Origin of the sequence: Brevibacterium senegalense, from assembly GCF_000285835.1 — a bacterium.
Taxonomy (GTDB): domain Bacteria; phylum Actinomycetota; class Actinomycetes; order Actinomycetales; family Brevibacteriaceae; genus Brevibacterium; species Brevibacterium senegalense.
Map to the genome: position 1 here is coordinate 233,961 of NZ_HE978601.1, position 26,812 is coordinate 260,772.

At 71.0% G+C, this 26,812-nt stretch carries 24 protein-coding genes; 12 read left to right on the forward strand and 12 right to left on the reverse strand.

All coding sequences use genetic code 11. The features are described 5' to 3' along the window. Nucleotides 1-81: 81 nt before the first annotated feature. Nucleotides 82-1,623, reverse strand: a complete 1,542-nt coding sequence (locus tag HGBR_RS04145; RefSeq protein ID WP_019158068.1) for an acyl-CoA synthetase — start codon at nt 1,621-1,623, stop codon at nt 82-84. A gap of 175 nt (nt 1,624-1,798) precedes the next feature. On the opposite strand from HGBR_RS04145, the gene HGBR_RS20690 reads away from it, so the two are divergent. After that, nucleotides 1,799-2,422: a PaaI family thioesterase gene (locus HGBR_RS20690; protein ID WP_245533259.1), complete on the forward strand. Its 624-nt coding sequence runs from the start codon at nt 1,799-1,801 to the stop codon at nt 2,420-2,422. 10 nt (nt 2,423-2,432) lie between these two features. Here HGBR_RS20690 and HGBR_RS04155 read toward each other — a convergent pair whose 3' ends face one another. From HGBR_RS04155 to HGBR_RS04170, 4 genes are read right to left on the reverse strand one after another with little or no spacing between them, the layout of a single operon-like run. After that, nucleotides 2,433-3,980 carry an AMP-binding protein gene (locus HGBR_RS04155; protein WP_019158070.1) on the reverse strand — a complete coding sequence of 516 codons (1,548 nt, stop codon included), beginning with the start codon at nt 3,978-3,980 and terminating at the stop codon, nt 2,433-2,435. Nucleotides 3,981-4,032: 52 nt separating this feature from the next. After that, entirely contained in the window at nt 4,033-4,995 is a 963-nt protein-coding gene (locus tag HGBR_RS04160) for an NAD(P)H-dependent flavin oxidoreductase (protein ID WP_019158071.1), read from the reverse strand. Beyond that, nucleotides 4,992-5,669, reverse strand: a complete 678-nt coding sequence (locus tag HGBR_RS04165) for a TetR/AcrR family transcriptional regulator (protein ID WP_019158072.1) — start codon at nt 5,667-5,669, stop codon at nt 4,992-4,994. The genes HGBR_RS04160 and HGBR_RS04165 overlap by 4 nt, the downstream gene beginning before the upstream one ends. Nucleotides 5,670-5,686: 17 nt before the next feature. Continuing rightward, nucleotides 5,687-6,439: an SDR family NAD(P)-dependent oxidoreductase gene (locus tag HGBR_RS04170; protein WP_019158073.1), complete on the reverse strand. Its 753-nt coding sequence runs from the start codon at nt 6,437-6,439 to the stop codon at nt 5,687-5,689. Between the two features lie 168 nt (nt 6,440-6,607). Here HGBR_RS04170 and HGBR_RS04175 point away from each other — a divergent pair, with 168 nt between their 5' ends. The 6 genes from HGBR_RS04175 to HGBR_RS16340 all read left to right on the forward strand — a co-directional run bounded on the left by HGBR_RS04175 (nt 6,608) and on the right by HGBR_RS16340 (nt 13,822). Then, a complete protein-coding gene (locus HGBR_RS04175) occupies nt 6,608-7,750 on the forward strand; it encodes a thiolase family protein (protein ID WP_019158074.1) in 1,143 nt (380 codons plus the stop codon). A 31-nt stretch (nt 7,751-7,781) separates the two neighbouring features. Beyond that, nucleotides 7,782-8,954 (forward strand): acyl-CoA dehydrogenase family protein, encoded by a 1,173-nt coding sequence (locus HGBR_RS04180; protein WP_019158075.1) that lies wholly within the window; start codon nt 7,782-7,784, stop codon nt 8,952-8,954. Between the two features lie 200 nt (nt 8,955-9,154). After that, nucleotides 9,155-9,694, forward strand: a complete 540-nt coding sequence (locus HGBR_RS04185; RefSeq protein ID WP_026077325.1) for a TRAP transporter small permease — start codon at nt 9,155-9,157, stop codon at nt 9,692-9,694. 46 nt (nt 9,695-9,740) lie between these two features. Continuing rightward, the gene (locus HGBR_RS04190; protein ID WP_019158077.1) at nt 9,741-11,282 is read left to right on the forward strand and encodes a TRAP transporter large permease; all 1,542 of its coding nucleotides are present in this window, start codon (nt 9,741-9,743) and stop codon (nt 11,280-11,282) included. Nucleotides 11,283-11,354: 72 nt separating this feature from the next. After that, the gene (dctP, locus tag HGBR_RS04195; protein WP_019158078.1) at nt 11,355-12,647 is read left to right on the forward strand and encodes a TRAP transporter substrate-binding protein DctP; all 1,293 of its coding nucleotides are present in this window, start codon (nt 11,355-11,357) and stop codon (nt 12,645-12,647) included. Between the two features lie 137 nt (nt 12,648-12,784). Beyond that, nucleotides 12,785-13,822 carry a type 2 periplasmic-binding domain-containing protein gene (locus HGBR_RS16340; protein WP_019158079.1) on the forward strand — a complete coding sequence of 346 codons (1,038 nt, stop codon included), beginning with the start codon at nt 12,785-12,787 and terminating at the stop codon, nt 13,820-13,822. 390 nt (nt 13,823-14,212) lie between these two features. Here the strand turns inward: HGBR_RS16340 and HGBR_RS04205 are convergent, their stop codons facing one another. Together HGBR_RS04205 and HGBR_RS04210 are read right to left on the reverse strand one after the other, a co-directional pair. Then, nucleotides 14,213-15,319, reverse strand: a complete 1,107-nt coding sequence (locus tag HGBR_RS04205) for a baeRF3 domain-containing protein (RefSeq protein WP_019158080.1) — start codon at nt 15,317-15,319, stop codon at nt 14,213-14,215. 127 nt (nt 15,320-15,446) lie between these two features. Next, a complete protein-coding gene (locus HGBR_RS04210) occupies nt 15,447-16,634 on the reverse strand; it encodes a trans-sulfuration enzyme family protein (RefSeq protein WP_026077326.1) in 1,188 nt (395 codons plus the stop codon). Nucleotides 16,635-16,755: 121 nt separating this feature from the next. Between HGBR_RS04210 and HGBR_RS04215 the strand changes: the two genes are divergently transcribed. Continuing rightward, nucleotides 16,756-18,132 carry an SLC13 family permease gene (locus HGBR_RS04215; protein WP_019158082.1) on the forward strand — a complete coding sequence of 459 codons (1,377 nt, stop codon included), beginning with the start codon at nt 16,756-16,758 and terminating at the stop codon, nt 18,130-18,132. Between the two features lie 72 nt (nt 18,133-18,204). Here the strand turns inward: HGBR_RS04215 and HGBR_RS04220 are convergent, their stop codons facing one another. Both HGBR_RS04220 and HGBR_RS04225 read right to left on the reverse strand, forming a co-directional pair. Then, nucleotides 18,205-18,765: a GNAT family N-acetyltransferase gene (locus HGBR_RS04220; RefSeq protein WP_019158083.1), complete on the reverse strand. Its 561-nt coding sequence runs from the start codon at nt 18,763-18,765 to the stop codon at nt 18,205-18,207. Continuing rightward, nucleotides 18,762-19,133 carry a DUF488 domain-containing protein gene (locus HGBR_RS04225; RefSeq protein ID WP_019158084.1) on the reverse strand — a complete coding sequence of 124 codons (372 nt, stop codon included), beginning with the start codon at nt 19,131-19,133 and terminating at the stop codon, nt 18,762-18,764. The genes HGBR_RS04220 and HGBR_RS04225 overlap by 4 nt, the downstream gene beginning before the upstream one ends. Nucleotides 19,134-19,275: 142 nt before the next feature. On the opposite strand from HGBR_RS04225, the gene HGBR_RS04230 reads away from it, so the two are divergent. Further along, nucleotides 19,276-20,736 carry an NAD-dependent succinate-semialdehyde dehydrogenase gene (locus HGBR_RS04230; RefSeq protein ID WP_019158085.1) on the forward strand — a complete coding sequence of 487 codons (1,461 nt, stop codon included), beginning with the start codon at nt 19,276-19,278 and terminating at the stop codon, nt 20,734-20,736. Between the two features lie 145 nt (nt 20,737-20,881). On the opposite strand, the gene HGBR_RS04235 is transcribed toward HGBR_RS04230, so the two are convergent. From HGBR_RS04235 to galU, 3 genes are all read right to left on the reverse strand, one after another. Continuing rightward, nucleotides 20,882-22,843 carry a hypothetical protein gene (locus HGBR_RS04235; protein ID WP_147522220.1) on the reverse strand — a complete coding sequence of 654 codons (1,962 nt, stop codon included), beginning with the start codon at nt 22,841-22,843 and terminating at the stop codon, nt 20,882-20,884. A gap of 125 nt (nt 22,844-22,968) precedes the next feature. Beyond that, nucleotides 22,969-23,649: a GNAT family N-acetyltransferase gene (locus HGBR_RS04240; RefSeq protein ID WP_019158086.1), complete on the reverse strand. Its 681-nt coding sequence runs from the start codon at nt 23,647-23,649 to the stop codon at nt 22,969-22,971. A gap of 90 nt (nt 23,650-23,739) precedes the next feature. After that, entirely contained in the window at nt 23,740-24,651 is a 912-nt protein-coding gene (galU, locus tag HGBR_RS04245; RefSeq protein WP_019158087.1) for a UTP--glucose-1-phosphate uridylyltransferase GalU, read from the reverse strand. Between the two features lie 15 nt (nt 24,652-24,666). On the opposite strand from galU, the gene HGBR_RS16345 reads away from it, so the two are divergent. From HGBR_RS16345 to HGBR_RS04260, 3 genes are all read left to right on the forward strand, one after another. After that, the gene (locus HGBR_RS16345; RefSeq protein ID WP_019158088.1) at nt 24,667-25,332 is read left to right on the forward strand and encodes a 5-formyltetrahydrofolate cyclo-ligase; all 666 of its coding nucleotides are present in this window, start codon (nt 24,667-24,669) and stop codon (nt 25,330-25,332) included. A 115-nt stretch (nt 25,333-25,447) separates the two neighbouring features. Beyond that, on the forward strand, nt 25,448-25,792 hold the full coding sequence (locus HGBR_RS19315; RefSeq protein ID WP_083882715.1) for an FmdB family zinc ribbon protein: 345 nt from the start codon (nt 25,448-25,450) through the stop codon (nt 25,790-25,792). Nucleotides 25,793-25,956: 164 nt separating this feature from the next. After that, a complete protein-coding gene (locus HGBR_RS04260) occupies nt 25,957-26,625 on the forward strand; it encodes an SAF domain-containing protein (protein WP_083882716.1) in 669 nt (222 codons plus the stop codon). Nucleotides 26,626-26,812: the final 187 nt, after the last annotated feature.

Sequence of the window (26,812 nt, forward strand, 5' to 3'; positions counted from 1 at the left end):
CTGCGGTTACGGATTCTGCCAGCGGAGGCCCGGCCGGCGGAGACGGGTCCGCCGGCCGATACCCGGGTTCCCCGGGATTCCTCAGGAGCGGGCCCGGCTGGGGTCGAGCTTGCGCTTGACGAGCTTGCCGGTGGGCGTTCGCGGAAGCGCGTCGATCGTGTGGAACCGACGCGGGGTCTTGAAGCGCGACAGGCGGCCGTCCAGCCACTGCCGGACCTCCTCCCCCAGGTCCTGGTCGGGGCCCACGTGGTCCTCGGGCTCCAGGTAGGCGACGACGACCTCGCCCAGTTCCTCATCCGGCTCGCCCACGACGGCCACGTCGCGCACGTCCGGGTGGAGGGCCAGCGCGTTCTCGATCTCCTGCGGGTAGATGTTGACGCCGCCGGTGATGATGAGGAAGCTCGTGCGGTCGGCCAGGAACAGGTAGCGGTCCTCGTCCAGCCAGCCCATGTCGCCGGTCGTCACCCAGCGCGGGTGCTCCGGGTGCCGCGACTCCGCCGTCTTCGCGGGATCGCCGAAGTACTCGAAGGGCTCGCGTCCCTCCTCCACCTCGAAGTAGACGATCCCCGTCTCCCCCGCCGGCAGCTCCTCGCCGTCCGGACCGCAGACGTGGACCGTCCCCATGAGGCCGTCGCGCCCCACGGTGCCCGGCTTCCGCAGCGACTCCTCCGAGTTCACGAGCGTGAGGCCCGCACTCTCCGTCGAGGCGTAGTACTCGAAGATGACCGGCCCCCACCACTCGATCATCCTCCGCTTGACCTCCGCCGGGCAGGGAGCGGCTGCGTGGATCGCGCAGCGCATCGAGGAGACGTCGAACGACTCGCGCTCCTCCTGCGGCAGCTTGAGCATGCGGATGAACATCGTGGGCACCCACTGCGAGTGGGTGACGCGGTGCTCCTGGATGACCTCCAGCGCCGTCCGTGCGTCGAAGCGCGGCATGACGACGACGGTGCCGCCGCGTGCGATCGTCGTCATGACGAAGCGCAGCGGCGCCGCGTGGTAGAGGGGTGCGGGCGACAGGTACACGGTGTCGGAGTCGAAGCCGAAGACCTGTGTGAAGAGCTGGATGAGCGGGACCTCGGGCGAGGAGATGTCGATGTCCCGCGGCGCCGGCAGGATCCCCTTGGGGCGCCCCGTGGTGCCGGACGAGTAGAGCATGTCGTCGCCGCGGGGCTCGCGCTCCGGCTTGACGGCGCTCGCGGCGGCCAGAACGTCCTCGTAGCGCTCGAACCCGTCCGGTGTGCGGCCGATCCCGATCCGCTGGGGGACGTCCGCGCACAGGCCCGCCAGCTCGTCCGCCGTCTCCAGCTCGCCGGACAGCAGCAGCGCCTTCGCCCCGCAGTCGTGGACGATGTAGGCGGCCTCCTCCGCGGTGAGGTGCCGGTTGACCGCCGTGATGTAGGTGCCCGTGCGCAGGGCCGCCCACAGCGCCTCGACGATCTCCAACCGGTTCTCCGCGACGACGGCCACGTGGTCCCGGGGTACCAGCCCGCGGTCCCGGAAGGCGTTCGCGAGGCGCAGCGAGCGCTCCTCGAGCTGCTGGTAGGAGAGGGTCTGCCCGGTGTCCGCCATGATGACGGCGGGCTTGTCCGGGTTCGCGACTGCGTGGGCTCCTGGGTACACCGTGATCACTCCTTCGTGATGCTTCCGCGGCACGGTCGCTGTGCGCGGGTGACGCACGGCGACCGTCGACGGGAGTGACGCTACACTCCGTCTGAGTGAACGTTTGCTCAGGACCTTATCGGGATCCCGGGCGCCAGACAAGATCGTCGCGCGCAGGCGCCGGAGAGGACGGACAGTGGGACAGCACTCCCCCTTCGCGGAGCATTCCGCGGGATTGGTACGCGGATTGGCACGCGCCCTCGTCGAGGAGCGGGACGAAGCGGCGCTGGTCGACCGCGTCCGCACGATCGCCCGGCAGCTGCTGGAGGCGACGGACGATCCCGCCGCGGTGACCGTGGCGGATCCCCATCCGCAGACCACCAGCTTCGCGCAGGACCTCACGCCCATCACCTCCGCGATTAACCCCCTGGCGCCGCCCCTGTCAATCCGGCAGGAGGACGGGCAGTCCGTGAGCGACACGCGGCTGCCGCCCCAGTACGTGGGTCCGCCCGGCCGGGTGCACGGCGGCATCGTCGCCCTCATGCTCGATCAGGTGCTGGGCAACGCCGCGCACGCGTCCGGTCTCCCACCGTCGTACACGCGCGAGCTCACGATCACCTACAACGAGGCGACGCCGCTGGACGCACCCGTCCGGGTCGTGGGCCGGATCGATCGGGTCGACGGCCGCAAGCGCTTCCTGTCCGGCGAGGTCCTGGTCGACGGGCGGGTCGCCGCCTCCGCCACCGGGGTGTGGATCAGTCCGCGGGAGGCACAGCCCGGATACGGACAGTCGATCACGAAGGACGCCGCTCAGGTCTGACACACGCGCGTCAGTCCCCGCTCTCCACCATGCCGCGGAGCGCCCGGCGGTCGACCTTGCCGACCGCGGTCTGCGGCAGCCGGTCGACGACGCGGATCACCTTGGGCGTCTGCACGGCGCCCTTGAGCGCGCGCACGTGCGCGGTGATGTCGTCCAGCTGATCCGCCTGCCCGTCGCGCAGCACGACCGCCGCCGTCACCTGCTCGCCCCACTTCTCGTCCGCGATCCCGAACACGGCGGCCTGGGCGACGGCGGGATGGGACATGAGAGCGTCCTCGACCTCGCGCGGGAAGACGTTGAAGCCGCCGGAGATGATCATGTCCTTCGACCGGTCGACGATGAAGAGGTAGCCGGCCTCGTCCATCCGGGCGATGTCACCGGTGCGCAGCCACCCGTCGACGATCGTCTCCGCCGTCGTGTCGTCGCGCTGCCAGTAGCCGTCCATCGCGGAGCGCCCGCGCACGCACAGTTCACCGGCCTCGCCCCGCGGCAGGTCCTCCCCCATCGCGCCCAGGATCCGCACGTCGACGGACGGGACGGGCTTCCCGCACGACAGGAGGAGCTGGGGGACCTGCTGGTCCTCCCGCGACAGGACGGAGATCGGGTAGCACTCGGTCTGCCCGTACAGCTGCCCGAACACGGGACCGATCCGTGCCAGCGCCTCCTGCAGCCGGGATTCCGACATGGGCGAGGTCCCGTAGAGGACGTACTCGAGGCTGGACACGTCGCGCTCGTCCAGGTCCGGGTGATCGAGCAGGACGTAGATCATCGTGGGCACCAGCAGGGTCATCGAGATCCGCTCGCGCTCGATCGCCTCGAGGACCGCGGCGGGATCGAACCCGTTCATGAGGTGGACGGTGCCGCCCCGGGCCAGGACGGGCCCCACCTTCGATCCCGCCACGTGGCTCATGGGCGGGATGAGGAGGTAGCGCGGCCGGTCCGGGATCTCGAAGTCGGCCAGGATGTCGGCCATCGCGGGACCCAGGTTGAACTGCCGGCGGCTGACGCCCTTGGGCCGCCCCGTGGTCCCGCCCGTGTAGTTGAGGATCGCCAGGTCCTCCGGCCGCCCCTCATCGCGGAACTCCTGCGGTCCCGTCTGCCGGACCGCGGTCTCCAGGTCGTCCGCGAAGTCCGACGGGCCGAAGCTCCACGTGCGCAGACCCGCCGAGGCCGCGGCCCGGACCAGCTCCCGGCCACGGTCCGCGTGGTGCAGCTCGTCGACGACGAGCGCGGACACGCGGGCGTCCTCCAGCTGGAAGAGCTGGTCCGCCTGTCCGCCCATGGGGTGCAGCCACGTGACGTAGAGCCCCAGCGACTGGACGGCGATGCCCAGCGCCCAGACCTCGTACCGATTGCCGCCCAGCGCCGCGACCCCGTCGCCGCGACGCAGACCGGATCTCTCGAGGACGGCCTGGTACCCGCCGATCAGACTCTGCACAGCGGCGTAGGTCTGCGGTCCGCGGTCGTCCTGGAAGGCGATGCGGTCCGGATGGCGCTCGAGGATCCGTCGGTACTGCGCGCCGATCGTGGGGCCGGACAGGTGGGCGGGAATCTCCATCGGGTGCTCCTTCGTCGTCGTTGACAGAGGTGGGCCCGCGGCTGCGGGGGCTTCAGGTGCCGCGCTCCCACGGGGAGGTGCGGATGCGGTCGTATGCGTGTGCCCAGTCGTCGACGATGCGCGCGACCGGGCGCACGGAGTCGACTGCGGCCACGGAGTGGCCGGCCGAGTGGATGTCGGCCCAGCGGCGGGGGCCGTCGCCCCGTGCCCGGTTCCCGAAGAGGCGGGCGGTCGACTCGGGGCTCGCCCCCTCGTCCAACCGCGCCGGGTCCAGCCCCGCCGCCCGGATCGAGGAGGTGAGCATGCTGGTGGGGAGGCCGGTGAAGGCGCGCGTGAGCAGGATCCCGTCCGGGTCGGAGTCGACGATCGCGCTCTTGTGGGCCGCGCCCGCCGGGCTCTCCGCACTCGCGATGAAGGGGGTGCCGGAATAGGCGAGGTCGTAGCCCGCCGTCCGCGCCGCGGCGACACTGCGGCCGCCCGTCATCCCGCCCGCCAGGACGACCGGGCCGTCGAAGAACCTGCGGACGGCGTCGATGAAGGCGAAGGGATTCAGCCAGCCCGCCTGACCGCCCGCCCCCGCGGTCAGCAGCACGAGCCCGGTGACACCGGCCGCCACCGCCTTCCGCGCATGGGCGACCGTGGCGACGTCCGCGAACACGGCGATCCCCGCGCGGGCGAAGAGGTCCGTCACGGGAGCGGGCGATCCCACAGAGGTGATGACCATCCGGGCCCCGGAGTCCGCGATCAGGCGCGCGTGGCGGATCGCGTCCGCATCCGCCATCACGAGGTTGGGGCAGTGGAGGCCGGTCGAGTGGGACTGCACCGCGTCCAACTCCCGCAGCCACTCGACCAGCGCGGACTCCGACCGTGCGTTGAGGGTGGGGAACGCGCCGATGACGCCGGCGCGCACGGCGGCGGACGTGAGGTGCAGGTCGGACACGCGCAGCATCGGCGCCACGATGAGCGGGAGGCGCAGTCCGGAGAGGTCCGGGGCCGCCGGCGGAGTCCTCGTCATGACCTCAGGAACACCTCGGTCCACGTCTCGAGCATGGGCTCCGTCCGGTGATCGCGCCCGGAGAACGTGTAGGTGAGGGCCATGCCGCGCATGCTCGTGAAGACGAGCGCCAGCGCGTCGGGGAAGCCCGGGCGCCCCGCCAGCTGCTCTCCGAACGCCTGTCGGTATCCGTCGCGCACGCGCCGCAGCACCTGCCGCTCGTGGTCGACCAGATCCGTCGCCACCGCCGGGTCCGTGCGCGCGGCGATCCAGATCTCCATCGCCGTCCAGAAGGTGTCCGCGAAGAACGAGTCCCACATCCGTCGCACCGCCCACCGGGCCCGAGCGGGGGCGTCGCCCCCCGGCGGCGCACCCGTGAGGTCCGCGCTGCGGGCCTCATCGAGCCGCTGCTCCATGAGCCGCTTGACGGCGGAGGACAGCAGCACCTGCTTCGACGGGAAGTGGTGGAGGAGCTTCCCGCGGGAGACCCCTGCGCGCTCCTGGACGCGCAGGGTCGTCGTCGCGGCGTAGCCGTCCTCCAGCAGGCACTCGATCGCGGCGGTGAGGATCGCGTCCTTCGCGATCCGGCCGCGCTCCTGACCCCGCTCCGCGGGCGCACTGCCCGGGCCGCGGCCCGGGGAACCGGACGGATCCGGCTCCCCGACCACGGCCTCGGCGGCGGTGTCCTCGACCACTGCGACCCTCGTCTCGATCAGCGCGGGGCCATGCGGATGGCGCCGTCCAGACGGATCGTCTCGCCGTTGAGCATGGGGTTCTCGACGATCTGCGCGGCCATGAGTCCGAACTCCTCCGGCTGGCCCAGGCGGGACGGGTGCGGGACCTGTGCGCCCAGCGAGTTGAGCGTCTCCTCCGAGGCGCCCAGCATGAGCGGCGTGTGGAAGATGCCCGGCGCCACCGTCATGACGCGGATCTTCGACGAGGCCAGGTCGCGGGCGATCGGGAGCGTCATGCCCACGATCCCGCCCTTGGACGCGGAGTACGCCGCCTGGCCCACCTGGCCGTCGAACGCGGCGGCGGAGGCGGTGTTGACGATGACGCCGCGCTCCTCGCCCACGGGGTCGATCCCCTGCATGTGCGCGGCGGCCAGTCGGATCACGTTGAACGTCCCGATGAGGTTGACCGTCACGACCTTCGTGAAGTGGTCCAGCGGGTAGACGCCCTTGCGCCCGGACACGCGGTGCGAGCCGCCGATCCCGGCGCAGTTGACGATGATGCGCAGGTCGCCCAGCTCCGCCGTGCGCTCGATCGCGGCCTTCACCTGCGCCTCGTCCGTCACGTCGCCCTCGACGACGATGACATCCTCACCCAGCGCGCGGACCTCGTCCGATCCCTTGAGGTCGAAGGCGACGGCCCTGCCGCCGCGCGCCACGATCTCCTTGACCGTCGCGAGCCCCAGCCCGGACGCCCCTCCGGTCACGAACGCGACCTGATCCTTGATCTGCATGCCTGTGCTCCTTCTCCGGGTCGGCACCCGGTCCTGTGCGATCCGGGGCGGCGCTCGCACGGCGAACGCCACCCGGAATCGATTACCAGTCCATCTTGACCGGTTTGGGCGGATATGTGAAGCTGAGCACACGAATTCTTCGAACATTCGTTCAGCTGAGGAGACACCATGACCGATGCAGTCATCGTCGCAGCCCGCCGCACGCCCACCGGCAAGCGCAACGGAGTCCTGTCCGGCGTCCACCCCGCCGACCTGTCCGCCCACGTCCTCGAGGACCTCGTGAAGACCGCGGGCGTCGACCCGGCGCTCGTCGAGGACGTCATCTGGGGCACCGTGTCGCAGACGGGCGAGCAGACCGGTGACATCGCGCGCACCGCCGCCCTGTCCGCCGGTTTCCCGGAGACCGTCACCGGCGTGACCGTCGACCGCCAGTGCGGATCGTCCCAGCAGGCCGTCCATTTCGCCGCCGCCGGCATCATCGCCGGGCAGTACGACATCGTCATCGCCGGCGGTGTCGAGTCGATGTCCCGCGTGCCCATGGGCTCCTCCTCCCAGGGGGCCAACCCGTACGGCGAGCGCTTCATGGCCCGCTACGACGGGGTCAAGCCCAACCAGGGCATCGGCGCAGAGATGATCGGCGAGCAGTGGGGCTTCACCCGCACGCAGGTCGACGAGCTCGCGATCGAGTCGCACGCGCGTGCCGCGGCGGCCACGGACTCCGGCGCCTTCGAGTCGCAGATCGCGCCCGTCGAGACGGAGCACGGCCGCATCAGCGCGGACGAGGGCATCCGTCGCGGCGGCACGGTCGAGGGCCTCGCGAAGCTCTCGACCGTCTTCAAGGAGGACGGCATCGTCACGGCCGGCAACTCCTCGCAGATCTCCGATGGCTCCGCAGCGCTCCTCATGATGAGCGACGCGAAGGCGAAGGAGCTGGGGCTCACGCCGATCGCGCGGGTCCACACCGCGGTGCTGGCGGGCTCCGACCCCGTCATCATGCTGACCGGTCCCATCCCCGCGACGCAGAAGGCGCTCGCGAGGTCCGGCCTGAGCGTCGACGACATCGGGGTGTTCGAGGTCAACGAGGCCTTCGCGACGGTCCCCCTGGCGTGGCAGCACGAGATCGGCGCGGACTGGGCGAAGGTCAACCCCAACGGCGGAGCGATCGCGATGGGCCACCCGCTGGGCGGCTCCGGTGCGCGCCTCATGACGACGATGGTCCACCACATGCAGGCCAACGGGATCCGCTACGGCCTCCAGACCATGTGCGAGGGCGGCGGTCAGGCCAACGCGACGATCCTCGAGCTGCTCTGAGCAGGGCTCACGGGAGAAGGAGCACCGCACCATGGTGACGAGGAATCTGTACGAAGAGGACCACGAGGACTTCCGGCGCACCGTCGCCGCGTTCTTCGACAAGGAGGTCGTCCCCCACCAGGAGCGGTGGGAGGAGCAGGGGATCATCGACCGCTCGATGTGGACGGCGGCGGCGGAAGCGGGCGTCATCGGCTTCTCACTGCCGGAGCAGTACGGCGGAGGCGGGATCAGCGACTACCGCTTCGAGATGATCCGCGGCGAGGAGTCGGCCAAGCGCGGCCTGGCCTCGTCCACCGGCGGCTGGGGCGTGTCCGACGGGATCGTCCCGGGCTACCTCACCGGGTTCGGAAGCGAGCACCTCCAGCAGAGGTACCTCCCCGGCCTGGCCGCGGGAGAGCTGATCGGTGCGATCGCGATGACGGAGCCGGGCGTGGGCTCGGACCTCCAGAACGTCGCCACCCGCGCGGTGCGGGACGGGGACGACTGGCTCATCAGCGGGGCGAAGACGTTCATCACGAACGGGCAGAACTGCGACTTCGTCATCGTCGTCGCACGGACGGACCCGGACGCACCCGGCGCGAAGGGGACGTCGCTGTTCATCGTGGACGACGGCACCCCGGGCTTCACGAAGGGTCGCAAGCTCGCGAAGGTCGGCCTGGACGCGCAGGACACCTCCGAGCTGTCCTTCGAGGATGTCCGCGTCCCGGACTCCCAGCGACTGGGCGAACTGGACAAGGGCTTCATCCACCTCATGCAGAACCTCCCGTACGAGCGGATGGGGATCGCCTCGGGCGGCCTCGCCGGCGCTCGCGCGGCCTTCGAGTGGACGGCCCAGTACGTCTTCAGCCGCAAGGCCTACGGCGCCACGATCGGGGACCTCCAGAACACGCAGTTCGAGCTGGCGGACATGGAGGCGAAGATCGACATGCTCGAGGCCTTCGTCGACCGGTGCGCTCTGGCACTCAATGACGGCACTCTCACCGCAGTCGACGCGTCGAAGGCGAAGATGCTGGGCGCAGAGCTCCAGGTCGAGGTCGTCACCCGCTGCCTCCAGCTGCACGGCGGGTACGGCTATATGCTGGAGTACCCCATCGGCCGCGCGTTCCGCGACAGTCGGATCCAGACGATCTACGGCGGGACGACGGAGGTCATGAAGCACATCGTGGGGAAGGACATCCGCCGGCGGTACCGGCAGGATCGCTAGGGAGATCAGATCGTGATGCGGGAGGCGACCACGCCTCTTGCACTTTGGATGATCAATCGATAAGTTCGACCGAGTGCTGCTCGGTCCACGGACCCGGGACGGCACGATCGCCGGCCCGGGTCCGTCCCGTTCCGGCCGCATGACGAGGTGCGGGGGACGGTCTCCCGCTCCTCCCCCGATGAAGGCAAAGGTGGCTTCTCATGACACGAGTGAACGCGGGAATCGACAAGGTCCTCTCGGTCCTCGCTGCGGTCGCGACCGTGCTGATGATGCTCCACGTCGTCGCGCACGCGCTGCTGCGTTTCTTCCTCAACTCCCCCCTGTACGGCACGAACGAGATCGTGGCGTACTGGTACCTGCCCGCGATCGCCCTGCTGGGCATCCCGGCCGCACACCTGCAGAACGAGCACATCACCGTCACGCTCGTGACGGAGCGCATGGGGCGGATCTACAAGAACATCCTGGGACTCTTCGTGGGAGCCGTCTGCATCCTCGTGAGCGTGGGCTTCGCGTTCTTCGGCTTCGAGGAGGCCATGGAGAAGATGGAGATGGGGGCGACGGCCGGCGTCACGGACATCGTCACGTGGCCGATCTACTTCTTGGTCCCGATCACCTTCGTGCTCCTGGCCCTCCTGCACGCATTCGACATGTACGTGATCGCGCGCACCGGCGACCCGGACCTCGACCCGATCACCGGCGAAGCGATCGAGGACGAACTCGTCGAAGGCCGGACGCTCTGAGCGCGGCGGACTCCACTTCACGTACGGCACTTCTGAAGGAAGCCTCATGACTTCGACCAACACCCCCACGGCGGGCACCGACGCCCCCACCCTCACGTCCGGCAGTCTGCTCCCTACCGCCACTCGCGGGAAGAAGCCCGGCCGCATCGGCATGATCGTCTGCTTCGCACTCCTGGCCGTCTGCCTGGTCGGGTTCTTCACCAGCCCGTCCGGCCCCGTCGCCGGCCTCTGGTGCATCGCGATGATGATCGTCCTCATGTTCATGTCCGTCCCCGTGGCGATCGCCCTGGCGATCCCCAGCCTCGTGGGCGCCTACGGGCTGGCGGGCATCCCCGCGACGGTGAACATCCTGGGCACCGCTCCCTTCCACGCGGTGTCGAAGTGGTCGTTCTCCGTCCTGCCCATGTTCATCTTCATGGGCATGCTCCTGGCGAACTCCGGCATGGCCGCCCGGATCTACCGCGCGACGGATCGCTGGTTCTCCTGGCTGCCCGGCGGCATCGGCATCGGCACGACCGCCGCGGGTGCGGGCCTCGCGTCCGTGTCCGGCTCGACGATCGGCATGACCTACACCCTGGGCCGGGCCGGCATCCCGGAGATGCTGCGGGCCGGCTACGACAAGCGCGTGGCCGTGGGCACCGTCATCGTCTCCGGCCTGCCCGGTGGCCTCATCCCGCCGTCGATCCTGCTCGTCGTCTACGCCGGCATCGCCTCCGTCCCCGTGGGCCCGCAGCTCATGGCGGGCGCGGTCCCCGGCATCGGCGTCGCCCTCTCGTTCGGCCTCTTCATCCTCTGCCTGGGCCTCTTCGCGCCCAAGCTCGTGGGTCGCGGCAAGAATGCGACGGGCGAAAAGACGCCCACGGTCACGTGGAAGCAGCGCTTCGAGTCGCTGGGCGAGATCTGGGGCTTCCCCGTCATCATGCTCGTGCTGTTCGGCGGCATGTTCTCCGGCGCCTTCACCCCCACCGAGGCCGGCGCGGCCGCCGCGCTCACCGCGCTGCTGCTGACCCTCCTCTACACCCGCAAGGACAAGCCGTTCTCGCACGTCGCACAGGCCGCGATCTCGACCGTGTCCGCGACCGCCGCGATCTTCTTCATCATGATCGGCGCGGAGATGCTCACGAAGCTCCTGGCCATCACGGGACTGGCCCCCGTCATGACGGAGTTCATCACTGGTCTGGGCCTCAGCCGCGTGGGCTTCCTGCTGGTCCTCGTCGTCCTCTACCTCTTCATGGGCATGTTCTTCGACACCCTGTCGATGATGCTGCTGACGATCCCGATCCTCCTGCCCACACTGTCCGCCATGGAGGTGAGCCCGCTGTGGTTCGGCGTGTTCGTCGTGCTTCTGGGCGAGCTGGGCATGATCACGCCGCCGGTGGGCATCCTGTCCTACATCGTCCACAACATCGCGAAGAACCCGGAGGTGAACCTGGGGCAGACCATCACGCTCAGGGACGTCTTCACCTCCCTGCTGTGGTTCCTGCCCATCGCCGTCCTGTTCCTCATCCTCATGATCGCGGTGCCGCAGATGACCGAATGGCTGCCCGATCTGCTCGAACGGACGGCAGGCGGCACTGCGACCCAGTAGTCACCGCCCGCAGCGCCCCTCTCTGCAGTCCCCCTCAAGATCCCCGCTCCCGGGGAAGGAAGTGAGCCCTCGATGGCCCGTTCTCTCATCACCCGCAGCCGCACGTCGCGGCTCGCACCCGCACTCGCGGCGGCCTCGGCCCTGGCCGTGGGCCTGACCGGCTGCGCCGGATCCGCCGGCGGCAGCTCCGGCGGGGACGGCGGCGGGGACGGCGCCTACGAGGCGGGTGCCGACCAGGCTGCGATCGATGAGGCGCTCGCGGACCTCGAGCCGGTGACGATCACATACCAGCCCTCGGCCGCCTCGCAGGAGTCCGTCCAGTCACCGTCGGGCACCGTCCTGGCGGAGGCGATCGAGGAGCGGTCCGGCGGGAAGATCACCGTCGACACCGTGTGGGGCCAGGCGATCGCCGGGTATGCGGAGGTGCATGACGCGCTGTCCGACGGTCGCGTCGACCTCGCCTACACGCTCCCCGTGTACGACCCCGCGCAGTTCCCTGCGGTCAACGCCCTGGGCGACGCGCTGGGCGGTCTGGACCCCTCGCCGTTCCTCGGCGAGATGGTGACGAACGCCGTCGCGACGGACGTCGCGTGGCAGACCCCGGAGATCGTCGAGGAGTACGAGTCCCTGGGGATCCACCCGATCGCGCCCACGGTCGCCTCGGGCGGCTACTACACGGTCTGCGCGGACCCGGGTGTCGAGGAGGCGGACTTCGACGGACGCCAGGTCCGGATCGCGTCGAAGACCCAGGGCGAGCTCATGACGAGCATCGGTGCCTCCCCGGTCTCGATGGAGTACACGGAGACGTTCGAGGCCCTGCAGCGCGGCACCGTCGACTGCACCCTGGGCCAGCTGGTCCCGTCTGCGGAAGCCGGGATCTTCGAGGTCGCCCCGCACGTGGGCTACATGACGGAGACCAGCATCTCCCGCAGCCCGGGCGCCCTGCTGGCCGGGTCCGGGTTCGAGACCCTGCCGCTGGGCTACCAGCAGGTCATCTTCGACGCCTACACGGACTACTTCCACGGCCAGATGCAGACGACCGTGGGCGGCAACGCCGTCGCGATCGGCATGGCGAAGGAGGCCGGCGGCGAGATCGAGCAGTTCCCGGAGGAGTTCCAGCAGGACATCGCGGAGTTCTCCGAGAACAAGCGCGCGGAGCTCGCGGAGTCCGGCGTGGCCGGCGGCGAACTGCAGACCCGTGTCGAGGAGTCCGCCGAGAAGTGGGCCGCGAAGGCCGAGGAACTCGGTTTCGCCGACGACGGCACGACGGAGGACTTCGACGAATGGTACGACACGGAGACGGACTTCCGTCCCCTGGGTCAGGCCATCTACGAGGAGGTCATCCTCCCCCACCGCCCGTCCTGATCCCAGGACTGGACTGCGGGCCCGGCCGGTGACGGCCGGGCCCGCAGGGCACCGGACCCCCTCACCGACGCGGGGGTCCCGCAGATTCCCCACCCACCGGACGATCGTCGTCCGGTCGACTCGAAGGAGAGCCGACGATGCGGAATGCACAGAACACCACACGCGCGACACGTGCGGCGACGGCGACGGCCGGGCTGGGCGTCCTCGCCCTGGCGCTGTCCGCCTGCGCGGGTTCGGCCGGCACGGCCGGCAACGGAGGAGGCGCCGAGGCCGGTGAGGGCTTCGCGTACGACGCGCCCCAGGAGGACGTCGACGCGGCGATCGCCGACCTGGATCCGGTCACCATCACGTTCCAGCCGTCCGCCGCTTCCCCCGATTCGGTCATGGCCCCGGCGGGCACCGTTTTCAAGGAGATCGTCGAGGAGCGCTCCGGCGGGAAGATCACCGTCGAACTGGTCTGGGGCCAGGCCATCGCGAGTTACGCGGAGGTCCACGACGCGCTGGCGGACGGTCGCCTGGACGTCGCGTACACGCTGCCGCCCTACGACCCCGCGCAGTTCGCAGCGATCAACGACCTGGGCACGGTCATGGCCTCGCTCACCCCGTCGCCGTTCCTGGGCGAGCTCGTGGCGAACGCGGTGGGCAACGAGCTGGGCTGGACGAATGAGGAGGCGATGAGCACGTACGAGGAACTGGGCCTCACACCGCTCACCCCTCTGGCCGCATCCGGCGGGTACTACACCGTCTGCAACAAGCCGGTCCAGTCCAAGGACGACTGGGACGGCCTGCAGGTCCGGATCGGTTCCAGCGCGCAGGCGGCGCAGACGCAGCACCTGGGCGGTTCACCCGTGTCGATGGAGTACGCGGAGACGTTCGAGGCGCTGCAGCGCGGCACCGTCGACTGCACACTGGGCCAGCTGGTCCCCTCGGCCGAGGGCGGCATCTTCGAGGTCGCGCCCCATCTGGGCTACACGACGCAGGCCTCGTTCTCCCGCCTGCCGGGTGCGTACCTCGCCGGGTCCGGCTTCCAGGACCTCCCGCTGGCGTACCAGCAGATCATCTTCGACTCGAACGCACTCGCCGCGTCCGGCGGCATGCAGGCGGTCATCGGCGGCAACGCCGCCGCAGTGGGGCAGGCGAAGGAGGCGAACGGCGAGATCGGCGCGTACGACTAGGAGCTGCAGGACGAGATCAGCGCGTACTCCGAGGAGCTGTCGGCTGCCGCGATCGAGAACGGTCTGGTCGCCGAGGACATCGTCGACACAATCGTCGCGGCCGAGGAGGAGTGGACCCAGCGGTTCGAGGAGCTGGGCTACGCCGACGAGGGCACGGTCGAGGACTTCGACGAGTGGTACGACACGGAGACGGACTTCACGGGCTACGCGAAGGCCGTGTACGAGGACGGGACGGCGCAGGAGCACCGCCCCAGCTGATCACCCCGAGCTACTGACGCGACACGCCGGGTGAGTGTCCGACGCACTGAGGGACGACCTCGGCGTGTCGAACACTCACCCGGCGTGTCGCGGTTCCAGAGCGGTGGCCGGAGGGTCCACCGCGCTGCCGCGTCAGTACCGGAAGACCGCGACCGCGTCCGCGGACCGCTCCCACTCGCCCCACGTGCGCACGGTGCCGCCGGCACGGACGGTGTCGAGGATCGCCGCATCCGCCAGCGCGGACGCATCCGGCGCACTGAGCCGCTGCGGATCGCGCGGCAGGTAGAGGGTCTCGACCCGGCCCTCCACCGCCGAGGCCGCGATCTCCGCCAGATCGAACGACCCGCGGCCGTTGTGGGCCTGGGTCTGCGCCCGCTCCGCCTCCTCCGCCTCCTGCTGCGTCGCCCGCGCGCGCAGCAGTCGCCAGGCGGCGGACCGCAGCTCGTCCGGATCCGTGTGGTCCGGATTGCCGGCGATGGCCTCGTCGTGGATGACGGGGTAGGGGCACACGTCGCGGAAGACCGGCAGGTGCTCCGCCACGGCCGCCAGGACCAGCGGCTGCGACCGTGCCGTCCCCAGCTCCCGGGCGACCGCCTCACCCACCGCTCGCAGGAACTTCTGCGTGAGCACCGCGTCCGTGTCGTCAGCGCTGCCGTGCCCGTGGAACGCCGCACGTCCGCCACCGGTCGCACGGCTCTGCAGCTGCGCCTCCGGCAGCTCGTCCACGACGTCCTCGAACGATTCCGGGATGCGTCCCTGCGGCAGTCTCTCGATCGCGTTCCGCGTCGTCTCGAACAGGCGGACCGACCTCTTCGAAACGGCCAGCACGTACGCGCGACCCGCGCTCTCGAGCACGGGGACCAGGGGCCGCACGTGGAAGCGGTCCCCCACTGTGACGGACTCGGCGACGTCGATGGGCAATCGGACCGCCCGGTGGAAGCCGGGGGCCGCGAACACGACGAGTCCGCGGCTCTGCCTCCTCCAGTAGGGGGAGTCGGTGGTGAGCTCGCGTGCCCCGGCCAGGGCGGCCTCGGCGTCGGCTGTGCTCAGCCCGGCCTCCTCGAGGCCCTTCTGAGCGGTCTTGAGCTGCGCGGTCAGGGTCGCGGCGGCGTGTCCGCCGGCCGTCGTCGTGACTTCAGTGGGGACGTAGAAGGTGACCTTGGGTCCCGGATCCGCATCCGCTTCGACAACGGCGTCGAAGTCGAGTGGATCCACTGTTCCCTGCGGGTCGGTCGTCATCGTCGAGACCTCCTGGACGGGGGCGTCTGCCTCAGCAGCTTGCCCCTCCCACCCTAATCGAGCGGACGCCCACTTCGGCAGATGCGACGCAGTCGCAGTTCGGATGCCCCGGTCGCCCGTCGCGGTGTCAGGACCCCGCGGCGGCCAGCCCGGCGGTCAGGTCGTCCCACAGGTCCTCGACGTCCTCGATGCCCACGCTCAGGCGGACGAGGCCTTCAGGAACGGATTCCGGCTCCGCCGTGTGCCGGCGACGGCGCTCCAGGAGGCTCTCGACTCCGCCCAGGCTGGTGGCCGGGGTCCAGAGGCGGCACTGCTCGACGAGGCGGTCCGCCGCGGCGGCGGATCCCAGATCGATCGAGATGATCGCGCCGAACCCGTCCATCTGCGCGGCGGCGACGCGGTGTCCGGGATCGTCCGGCAGACCCGGGTAGCGGATCGCGGTGACGGCGGGGTGCTCCGCCAGACGATCGGCGAGGATCTGCGCGTTCGCGCACGACCGTTCGACGCGCAGCGCCAGGGTGCGCAGACCGCGCAGGCCCAGCCACGCCTCGAACGGCCCCGCGATCGCGCCCTGGATCGACCGGTGGTGCAGGAGGAGGTCGCGGACCTCCGCCGTCGCCGGCACGCACGCGCCCAGGACGACGTCGGAGTGCCCGGCCAGGTACTTCGTGACGGAGTGGACGACGACGTCCGCACCCACGGACAGGGGACGCTGCAGGAGCGGGGTCGCGAAGGTGTTGTCCGCGACGACGAACGCGTCCCGGCTGTGCGCGGCTTCGATGAGCGCGGGCATGTCTGCGACCTCGAGCATGGGGTTCGTGGGCGATTCCAGCCACAGCATGACGGGACGCGGGTGCTCGAGGTCCGCTGTGGCCCGCTGCGCCTCTGTGAGCGCCTCGACCACCTGCCGCGTGTCCGCGATGTCGACGGTGACGAGGTCGAAGCGTCCGGTCGCGGCGGTCTCCTGGGCGCCCAGCAGCGCACCCTGGTACGTGTGCGCCGGCATGACGACGGTGCCGCCGGGGGCCACGAGGTCCAGTGCGGACGCGATCGCCGCGAGGCCGGAACCGTAGAGCAGACCCGGCACCTGCGCGCCCTCGAGGTCCGCCAGCGCCTCCTCGAAGGGATCCCACGTGGGGTTCGAGTAGCGGCCGTATCCGCGCGAACCGCTGGCCACTGCACCGGTGCCCACGTACGTGGAGGAGAGGGTGATGGGCGGATTCACCGCTGCGTCGTCCTCGTGCGGGGGCCGTCCCAGCGAGACGACGCGGGTGGAGGGTCGGAGTCCGGTGCGGTGGTCAGCGCTCATGGCCACATGCTAGACCCGTGCCCCGCCGCGTCCGGCCGGGGGGCGCTCGAGGGCGTCATCCGCGCCGGTCCGCTAGGCTACCCTGCGGCGTCAGCGCCGACCCGAAACCCCTGTTCCCCGAGGAATCATGACTGCACAGATCATCGCCCTGGCGATCTTCATCGCCCTCTTCGCCCTGGGCGCCATCCGCGGAGTGCACATCGGTGTGCTCATGTTCGCGGGTGCCGCCGGCACAGCGCTCCTGCTCACCGACATGCCCCTGGACGATGTGGTGGCAGGCTTCCCGCTGTCGATCATGGTGCTCCTGGCGGGCGTGACCCTCTTCTTCGCGATCGCCCAGCTCAACGGGACGATCGACAAGCTGATCGACCGGGCCCTGGCGAAGGTGGGGTCGAACACCCTCCTGCTGCCCCTGGTCTTCTTCGTCATCACCGGTGCGATCGCGTCGATGGGTGCACCGCTGGCGGGTCTCGTCATGATGCCCGTGGGCATGCAGGTGGCGCGGCGCTACGGCGTCGACTACGCGCTCATGGGCCTGTCCATGTGCTTCGCGATCGGCGCGGGCGGCTTCGCCCCCACGAGCCTCTACGGCATCGTCACCTATTCGACCGCGCACGGAGCGGGCATCGAGCTCGACCCGTTCCTGCTGTTCGGGATCGCGGTCGTCACCTACCTGCTCATGCTGGGCTTCTCCTACTTCGTGTGGGGCCGCGGCTCCCGCGCCGCCGCAGCTCGCACCGCGGCCGCGGCCCACAGGGACTCCGCCGTCCTCACCCGCGGCGGCGCCTCGACCGCGTCCGTCGAGTTCGGCGAGGGCGACGATGACGACGCCCGCTTCAGCGCCGCGGACGCGACGACGGAGGCGGCCGCGGACTCCGCCGCCCCCTTCAACCAGGAGCAGATCGCGACGGTGCTCGCGATCATCGTCCTGCTGGCCTCGGTCGTCGTCATCGCCGCGGTGGGCGGCGATCCGGACATCGGCGTCCTGTGCTTCGGCCTGTCCGCGATCCTCCTGCTGCTCAAGCCGTCGCGGGCGAAGGAGGCGGTCGTCCGCATCGACTGGTCGACGGTCCTGCTGGTGGGCGGCATCATCACGTTCGTGGGCGTCCTCGAGACGATGGGGGCGGTCGAGCTGCTGGGCGACGGCGCGAAGGCGCTGGGGTCGCCGCTCATCGCCGCGTTCGCCCTGTGCCTGGTGGGAGGTCTGGTGTCCGCGTTCGCGTCGACGACCGGCATCCTCGCCGCGCTGGTCCCGCTGGCGCTGCCGCTCGTCGCGGACGGCAGCCTGCCCGGCTGGGCGCTCATCGCCGCGCTGGGCGTGTGCTCCGCCGTCGTCGACGTCTCGCCGTTCTCCACCCTGGGCGCCACGGTCGTCGCGACCGCGCCCGGCGAGGAGAAGGACCGTCTCACCAGTGTCCTCATGCGCTTCGGCATGTCGATGGTCGTCGTGGGCCCGGTCCTGCTGGTGGGCGGTCTGGTCGTTCCCGCGATGATCGCGGGCTGACCCGGCCGCACGCGGACGTGCGCGAGGAGCCCTGACCGGTGATCGGTCAGGGCTCCTCGCGTCACCGCGTGCTCAGTCCAGCGGTTTCTCCAGCACGACGAACTCCAGGTCGTCGCGCTGGGGCAGGCCGAACTGCTCCTGCCCGTACGGGAACGGCTCCCGCTCCCCCGTCAGCGCGTAGCCGCGGCGCTCGTAATAGGCGATGAGGTCCTCCCGCTGCCGGATGACGGTCATCCGCATGCGGGACGCACCCCAGCGTGCGCGCGCCTCGTCCTCCGCCGCTGCCATGACGCGTCTGCCGACCCCGCCGCCCTGCCGCCGCGGGTCGACCGCGAAGGTCCCGAAGTAGGCGACCCCGTCCCCGCGGTCCTCCAGCTGCACGCAGGCGAGGGGCCGGCTGTCCGCGGCAGCACCGTCCTCCTGGAACAGGAGGACCACCGCGCCCGAGGCCCCCACCATCTCCGCTGCCATCCCGGCATCCAGCCGCTGGCCGTCCAGGAGGTCCGCCTCCGTCGTCCAGCCGGCCCGGGAGTCCTCGCCCCGGTACGCGGATTCGACGAGGGCGACGAGAGCGGGGACGTCCGCGGGTCCCGCTGCGCGACGGGTGAGGGTGAGGGAGTCCGCCCCCGTCACGACCGCTCCTCCTGCAGCGTCGTGAGCACGTCCGCCAGGACCAGCGCGTGGTTCTGCTCCCGGTCCTTCGCACCGTAGAGCAGCACGAGGAGCGATTCGCCGGAGTCCGCGAAGCGGTCCAGCAGAGCACCGGGGGCGTCGGATTCCCGCAGCTCCTTCCGGTACGCCTGCGAGAAGTTGTGGAACGTGAGGTCGCCGCCGTGGAACCGCTTGCGCAGATCCGCGGACGGGGCGACGTCCTTGTCCCACTCGTCGTGCTCCAGGGAGTCCTTCGCGACGCCCCGGGGCCACAGCCGGTCGACCAGGACCCGATAGCCCGCGGGCTGGTCGTCGTCGTAGAGACGCACGGTGATGATGTCGGTGCTCATGCCCCCACGCTACGCCCGCGCACGGACACGGGCGGCCCCGGCGTCCTGCGGACAGCCTGTGAGACGCCGCTGAAGAGTGTGGCGCAGGGCACGTACACTGGCACCCGTCCGGGACTCACCGTCCATTCACTAAGGAGACGCCGTGGATCTTTCCCCGATCATCGAGAAGCTCAACACAGGACTGTTCATCAACGGGCAGTGGCGCGATGCCGAGGGCGGCCGCACCCTGGAGGTCCGCAACCCCGCCACCGGGCAGGTCATCACCACGATCGCAGACGGGTCCGAGGCGGACGCGCTGGACGCGATCCACGCCGCCCGCGATGCGCAGGCCGACTGGGCCGCGACCGCACCCCGCGAGCGCGCGGAGATCCTCCGCCGCGCCTTCGAACTGCTGACCGAGCGCGCGGACGACATCGCCGCGATCATGACGGCGGAGATGGGCAAGCCGCTCGCGGAGGCCAAGGGCGAGGTGGGCTACGGAGCCGAGTTCTTCCGCTGGTTCTCCGAGGAGGCCGTCCGCATCAGCGGCGACTTCACCCAGTCGACGGACGGGAAGAACCGCCTCATGATCTCGCGCGAGCCCGTGGGCCCGTGCATCCTCATCACCCCGTGGAACTTCCCGCTGGCGATGGGCACGCGCAAGATCGGCCCGGCGATCGCCGCCGGCTGCACGATGGTGCTCAAGCCCGCGCAGCTCACCCCGCTCACCTCCTTCATGCTGGTCGACGCCCTGCGCGACGCCGGTCTGCCGGACGGCGTCCTCAACGTCGTCACCTCGTCCTCCGCCCGCCGGGTCGTGACCCCGTGGATGGAGTCCGGCATCGCCCGCAAGATCTCCTTCACCGGGTCGACGGAGGTGGGCGTCAACCTCATGAAGCAGGCGGCGGACACCGTCATGAAGACCTCGATGGAGCTGGGCGGCAATGCGCCGTTCCTCGTCATGGACGACGCGGACATCGACGCGGCCGTCGAGGGCGCGCTGCTGGCGAAGATGCGCAACAACGGCGAGGCGTGCACCGCCGCCAACCGCATCTACGTGCAGAAGCCGGTGGCGGAGGAGTTCTCTCAGAAGCTCGCGCAGCGGATCGGCGCCATGAAGGTGGGCAACGGTCTGGACGAGGGCACGCAGCTGGGCCCGCTGGTCGATCAGGATCAGCTGGACAAGGTCGCGGAGCTCGTCGACCAGGCCGTCGAGGCCGGCGCCACGGTCCTGACCGGCGGGAAGAGGATCGAGGGCGACGGCTACTTCTACGCCCCGACCGTCCTGTCGGACATCCCGGAGAACGCGACGCTGCGCGTCGAGGAGATCTTCGGCCCCGTCGCCCCCATCGTCACGTTCGAGACGGACGACGAGGGCATCGAGCTGGCCAATGGCACGGAGTACGGTCTGGCGGCCTACCTGTTCTGCCGTGACATCCAGCGGTCGATGCGCCTGTCCGAGCGCATCGAGTCCGGCATGATCGGCCTCAACACGGGACTCGTGTCGAACCCGGCCGCTCCGTTCGGCGGAGTCAAGCAGTCCGGTCTGGGTCGCGAGGGCGGCTCGACGGGCATCGACGAGTACCTCGAGACGAAGTACGTCGCGCTTCCCCGTCTCACCTGAGTCGGTCCGTAGCGGCGCGGCAGCGACCGCACGGACGCTGAAGGAGGGAGGTCCCCCCCACCCATCGGGTGGGGGACCTCCCTCCTTCAGTGCTTCAGGAGCTCAGCCCACCGGGCCCCACCAGCGGATCAGGCCCTTCAGCGCATCAGGCCCGACGGCGGGCGAGGATGTCGCCCAGCTGCGCGGGTACCGCGGAGTCGCGATCGGGGGTTCCCTGCGCGCGCGTTCCGTCTGCGGCGGGCGCGCCGCTGCCGCGGATCGCGGTGCGGCCGTGGCCCAGCGGACCGCCTTCCGTGCGCGGTGCCGCCGCGTCCGCGAGTGCGGGGCGGTAGCCCAGCTCCTCCGCGAACTGTTCCGCGAGCGACTCCTTGTCCGCGGGCGTGAGCGAGTACGACGACGCGTCCGCGACGACCGGTGCCGGCTCGGCGGGGGCGGCCGGCTCGGCCTCGACGTAGCGGGGCACGGGCAGGACGGACGGCGTCCACTCCCCCGGGCTGCGACGACGGGCCAGCGTCTCGGCGACGGTGGGGCCGTCCTGCTGCGCGGAGCCCGCGAACACCGACCGCGTCCGCGGTGCCGGTGACGCCGAGGCCGCAGTCGCCTGCGTCTCCGTCGACCGGTCCTCGGCCGATCGGTTCTCGTCCGTCGGGTCCTCCCTCGACGCGTCGGCAGTCGCGAGATCGTGCGCCGGTCCGACAGCAGCGGTCCGGTCGTCAGCGTCCCGGCCGGCCGCATGCTGACCGGACACCGGCTGTGCCTGGGTCGACTGGTTCGGCCGGTCCGCACCCTCGGTCGCAGAGCGGTCCGTCGTCTGCATGCTGTCCACCTCGGCGCGAGCCGCGTAGGCCTCGCGCACCTGCTGGGCGACGCTCCTCTGCTGGGCGTGCGCGGCCGCCGTCTCGCGGACGATCGGCAGGTCCGCCGTGATCGGCTCGGCGTCCAGGTCCGCCGCGGTCAGGCGCTCGCGCTGCGGTGCGGACGTCCGTGCCGCAGGCGCGGGGGGCTCGGCACGACGACGTGCGGGACCGGTCGTGCGTGCGGGGGTCCGGGCCGTGCGGTCCGCCTGCGCGGTGGTGCGGGGGCGCGCCTGCGGTGCGGGGGCCTCGGCAGCGGTGCCGGAGCGCAGCGCGCGGATCTCCGTGTTGAGCCAGCGGACCAGAGCCAGCCCGGCCAGGCCCAGCGCGGCGGTGACGACGGGGACGCCCCACGGCATCGAGCCGAAGACGACGAATCCCGCGCACACGAGCGTCGCGAGCGTCAGTGCGACGACCGCGAGGCCGCCGACCGGCAGGACGGCGCGCAGTCGACGGATGCGGCGGCGGGTCTCGACGGTGAGTGCCGTGGCGCGGGGCGCGGTCCGCCGCGCATCGGTTCCGGCGGACGGCGACTGCGGGCGGGACTGGCCGGGACGGCCAGGGGTCTGCGCACCGCCGGTCGTGTGCGCGGTGCGCTGCTGTCCGGGCTGCGTCAGCCGGGCCCGGACGTCCGCGGGGAGGTCGCGGGGCATGCGCTCGGCGGCGGCGGCGACGCGACGAGGAGTGGTCCGGTGGGAGGAGGTCATGGTGGCGTCCATCGGGTCGGAAGCGGAGGAACCGGAGTGCGACAGGTGCACATCCATCGTGGACAGGGCGGTGAGGCGGGCGGTGCCGGGGGCGGCGCGGTGGTGTGCGCTCGCACCGTGCGCGGTGCTCAGGTCAGGCGGCGCGCTCAGGTCCAGCATCGGTGCGGCGCCCACCGCCAGGGGCAGTGCGTGCGGGCGATCCTGGGCGACCGCGTCCGGGGCGACCGTGTCCGGCCGCGTCCCGTGCAGCGGTCGCGCCGGCTCCTGCGCGAAGCCGTCCACGACCTGGAGAGCGGGCCGCGGCGCGCGCAGGCTCAGGCGGGGCGCGGTCGGTTCGACGCGGACCGCGGGCACGGGGAGCTCGACGCGGGCGGGGTGGGCCTCGTCGCGCAGCAGCTGCGGGCGCGAGGCGTCGACGGCGCAGCGCTGCGTGCGCTCGACGTCGACCGTCCGCACGCGTGCCGGCTGCGCGTCCTCATCCTTCTCCGCACTACGCTTCAGCACTGTGGGCACGATGACGACGAACAGCACTGCTGCGATCAGCAAGAAGGCGATGCTCGTGTCCACAACCCAACCTTAGAGTCGGGACGGCGCTCCCCACCGGACCACGGCACGCGTGTCTCGATCCCGTCACGAAATGCCCAGGTCGGCGGAGCCGTCCCGCACGTCCCTCAGCCGGTGGGATCGTCGAGGCGCCCGAATGCGCCGGACGCACCGGGCCGGCCGGGATGGTCCGGAGCGGGGTCGCCTCCGAGCAGTCCCTGCTCGCGCGTGTGGAAGTGCAGGAGGCCGAAGGGCACGTCCTCGCTCAGCAGGCTGAAGATCCGGTGGTCGCGCCAGTCGCCGTCGATGTGCATGTAGCGCTCGCGCACACCCTCGTCGCGGAAGCCCAGCTTCTCCACGACGCGCAGGCTCGCCGAGTTCTCCGGTCGTATCGCGATCTCCATGCGGTGGAGTCCCGCCGCGAAGCAGTGGTCCGTCGCGAGCGCCACGGCCAAAGGGGTGTGCCCCTGCCCCGCGACGCGCCGGTCGATCCAGTAGCCGATCGTCGCACTCGCCAGTGATCCCCACTGGAAGCCGGACACTGTCAGCTGCCCGCGGAAGCGGCCGCCCACCTCCACCACGAACGGCAGGGAACGCCCCTGGCGTGCGGCGCGCGCGTACTGGGCGCGCATCTCCAGGAATCCCGGCGCCTGCCACGTGGGGTCCGGGACGGTCGCCTCCCACGGGCGCAGCCAGTCCGCGTTCGCCCGGCGGACCTCGTTGTACTCGCGCCTGTCCGTCCGCTGCAGCGGACGCAGTCGGACGGGGCCCCACACCAGCTCCGCGGGCCAGAGTCCACTGCCCGCCATCAGCGCGCGGACCTCCCCGGCCGATCGCGGTCCGCCGCCGTCATCCGCGCGCGCCCGGTCGCGTCTGCGCGCCCGTCACTCCGCACCCGCTCAGTCCTCGAGACCCGCGACGAACTCCTTGAGCCACGTCCGCAGCTCCTCGCCCAGGTCGTCGCGGCGGCTGGCCAGTTGGATGACCGCCTTGATGTAGGAGAACTTGTCGCCGGTGTCGTACCGCTCGCCGGTGAAGAGGACGCCGTAGACCCCGTGGCCGTCGCCGCGCGCCTGCGCCTTCAGCGCGTCCGTCAGCTGGATCTCATCGCCCCGGCCCGGCTCCGTGCGGTGCAGCAGGGGAAAGATCTCCGGCGACAGGACGTAGCGGCCGATGACCGCCAGGTTCGACGGTGCGTCCGCCGGGTCCGGCTTCTCCACCAGGTCCGTGACGCGGACCAGACCGTCGACCTCCGTCTCCTGGACCGCGGCGCAGCCGTACATGCTGATCGATTCGTGCGGCACCTCCATGAGGGCGATGACGCTGCCGCCGGTGCGGTCGTAGCCGGCGATCATGTCCGGCAGGACGGGGCTGCGCTCGTCGATGAGGTCGTCGCCCAGCAGGACCGCGAACGGCTCCTCACCCACGTGCTGCTCGCCTTTGAGGACGGCGTGGCCCAGACCCAGCGGGTCGCCCTGGCGCACGAAGTGGATGTCCGCCAGCTCCGAGGACTCCCGGATCAGCTGCAGCTTCTCCTGGTCGCCCTTCGCCTGCAGGGCCGCCTCCAGCCCGTCGACGCGATCGAAGTGGTCCTCGAGCGGCCGCTTGTTCCGCCCCGTCACCATGAGGACGTCGGTGAGACCGGCCGCGACCGCCTCCTCCACGACGTACTGGATCGCCGGCTTGTCGACGACCGGAAGCATCTCCTTGGGCGTCGCCTTCGTCGCTGGCAGGAATCGTGTGCCCAGTCCCGCGACGGGGATGACGGCCTTGCGCACCGGAGGGAACTCGCTGTTCGACATGGACGACATTCTAGGCTGGGTTCCATGGAGATCGCGTTCCCCACACCGCGACCGGCGGACAAGGCCGCGCTGCGGGCGCAGATCCGGGCCCGGCGCACGGCGCGGATCACGGACCCGCACCCGTCGCCCGCGCAGGTCGCCCTGTCCTCCCGCATCCGCCACTCCGTCGAGACCGCAGCCCCGACCGCGGTCGTCGCGTACGCCGCCCTGCCGGGCGAGCCCATCCTCGACGACCTCCTGGAGGACCTCATCTCGACAGGCCTCCCCGTCCTCCTGCCCGCGACTCGGACGGGCCGGCCGCTCCTGCTGGGCCGCGCCACCGCTCCCCTGGACTCCCTGCCCCGGGGCACGTGGGACATCCGGGAGCCTGCGGCTCCCCTCCCCGTCGCCGAGGCCCTGGCCGAGTTCGCAGACGCACCCGCCTCCCGCATCCTCGTCCTCACCCCGGGCCTCGCCTTCGATGCCCGCGGGGCACGGCTGGGCAACGGCGGCGGCTTCTACGACCGGACCTTCGGACCGCAGGGGGTGCTGGCGGAACCGCAGCACGCCCGCCTGCGCGAACGCCTCGCCTTCGCCGGTGTCTGCTGGGACGACGAGGTGCATGACAGCCTGCCGGCCGAGCCCTGGGACCTAAGGGTGTCCCGGATCCTCACCGACGCTCGGTCGAGCGAGGTCGCTCAGAGCGGGTAGTGCTCAGACCGCCCACGGAGCTCCTGCGTCCACCCGCATGCGGGCCCCGGTGCGCAGTGGCCTTATCATTCATGAGGCTCGCGTCCGCAGACGCACCCACATGTGAAAGGTCACCATGCCCACCTACTCGTACCGCTGCAAGAACTGCGACTACGCCTTCGACATCCACCAGGAGTTCTCCGACTCGACGCTCACGCAGTGCCCGTCGTGCGGCGAGGAGCGCCTCCGCAAGGTGTTCGGAACGGTGGGCGTGACGTTCAAGGGGTCGGGCTTCTACGCGACGGACTCCCGCTCCGGCAGCAGCGCCTCGAGCACGGCCTCGACGGGCTCCAGCGGCGATTCCGCGTCGTCCGGCGCCTCTGATTCCTCCAGCTCGAACGGCTCGTCGGGCTCCTCCGGCGGGTCCTCCTCGGACTCCGGCTCCTCGAGCGCGCCTGCGGCCTCGACCGCGTCCGCCTGACCCCACGCGAGCGCAGGCGAGGGCCTGTCCGCACTCGAGGTCGCGCACGACGCGAGGTCACGCGCGACGCGACTCGAGGTCACAGGCCGCCGCTCTTCCCCGCGCCCGTCCACAGGAACGCGTGACCCCTGGCGGGGCGCGCGTGCGCGCGTCAGAGTCGGGGCATGAACGTTCTCGCTGCCGTGCGGCAGGCCGTCAACGAACCGCGTGCCGTCCTCACCCGGATCCCCGCTCGCCCGGCCGGCGTCGCCCTCCTCTGCCTGGCGACCCTGTTGGCGGCCTGGATGATCGTCCCGCGCACGGGCACCGCGCCGGTGCTGGTCGCCGCGCACGATCTGGATCCCGGCACGGTGCTGAGCGCCGGTGATGTCCGGGTCGAGCAGTACCCCGCAGCGCTGTCCCCCGACGGCGCCCTTTCCCGGGTCCCGGACGCGGACGGTGTGAGCACCGGCGGAGCGATCGCCGCGGGTACGCCCCTCACCAGTGCTTCACTCCTGGGGCCGGACGCCGGTCTGCGCCCGCCGGGCACCGTCCTCGTCCCCACCGTCTTCGGCGATGCCCAGTCGGTCTCCGTCATCCGGCCCGGCCACCGCCTGCGCGTCTTCGCGGCGGGCGGCGCAGGTCCGGGGGATGCAGCGGACGGCGACGACGACCTCGGCGGGCTGGGGGCGACGGGAGCACTGGTTGAGGAAGCCATCGTCACCGCGGTCCACTCCCCCGCCGGCCCCGCCGCGCAGGGGTCGACCGTCGTGACCCTGGCGGTCACCGAGCCCGAGGCCGCAGCGCTGTCCCGCGACGCCGGCGCCTACCTGAGTTTCGCGCTGCTGAATTGACCCTGGTGACCGCACCGGTGTCCACATATCGTTGCGCAGAACACGCGCGAATGAGATGGAAGCCCAGAATGCTTCTGCTTACACTACCCTTCGTCGGCCGTGACAGTATGGTCGTCGTACAGAGAAACCATCCGGGCAAGGATGGCAGGGCCGATTCCCATTCCCGCCATGCACGTGCCGGGTCTTC

Coding starts and splice junctions, on each gene's coding strand:
- HGBR_RS04155 (WP_019158070.1), bottom strand. CDS start 3,980: ATGGAGATTCCCGCCCACCTGTCCGGCCCCACGATCGGCGCGCAGTAC.
- HGBR_RS04160 (WP_019158071.1), bottom strand. CDS start 4,995: ATGACGAGGACTCCGCCGGCGGCCCCGGACCTCTCCGGACTGCGCCTC.
- HGBR_RS04170 (WP_019158073.1), bottom strand. CDS start 6,439: ATGCAGATCAAGGATCAGGTCGCGTTCGTGACCGGAGGGGCGTCCGGG.
- HGBR_RS04175 (WP_019158074.1), top strand. CDS start 6,608: ATGACCGATGCAGTCATCGTCGCAGCCCGCCGCACGCCCACCGGCAAG.
- HGBR_RS04180 (WP_019158075.1), top strand. CDS start 7,782: ATGGTGACGAGGAATCTGTACGAAGAGGACCACGAGGACTTCCGGCGC.
- HGBR_RS04185 (WP_026077325.1), top strand. CDS start 9,155: ATGACACGAGTGAACGCGGGAATCGACAAGGTCCTCTCGGTCCTCGCT.
- HGBR_RS04190 (WP_019158077.1), top strand. CDS start 9,741: ATGACTTCGACCAACACCCCCACGGCGGGCACCGACGCCCCCACCCTC.
- dctP (WP_019158078.1), top strand. CDS start 11,355: ATGGCCCGTTCTCTCATCACCCGCAGCCGCACGTCGCGGCTCGCACCC.
- HGBR_RS16340 (WP_019158079.1), top strand. CDS start 12,785: ATGCGGAATGCACAGAACACCACACGCGCGACACGTGCGGCGACGGCG.
- HGBR_RS04205 (WP_019158080.1), bottom strand. CDS start 15,319: ATGACGACCGACCCGCAGGGAACAGTGGATCCACTCGACTTCGACGCC.
- HGBR_RS04215 (WP_019158082.1), top strand. CDS start 16,756: ATGACTGCACAGATCATCGCCCTGGCGATCTTCATCGCCCTCTTCGCC.
- HGBR_RS04225 (WP_019158084.1), bottom strand. CDS start 19,133: ATGAGCACCGACATCATCACCGTGCGTCTCTACGACGACGACCAGCCC.
- HGBR_RS04240 (WP_019158086.1), bottom strand. CDS start 23,649: ATGGCGGGCAGTGGACTCTGGCCCGCGGAGCTGGTGTGGGGCCCCGTC.
- galU (WP_019158087.1), bottom strand. CDS start 24,651: ATGTCGTCCATGTCGAACAGCGAGTTCCCTCCGGTGCGCAAGGCCGTC.
- HGBR_RS16345 (WP_019158088.1), top strand. CDS start 24,667: ATGGAGATCGCGTTCCCCACACCGCGACCGGCGGACAAGGCCGCGCTG.
- HGBR_RS19315 (WP_083882715.1), top strand. CDS start 25,448: ATGCCCACCTACTCGTACCGCTGCAAGAACTGCGACTACGCCTTCGAC.
- HGBR_RS04260 (WP_083882716.1), top strand. CDS start 25,957: ATGAACGTTCTCGCTGCCGTGCGGCAGGCCGTCAACGAACCGCGTGCC.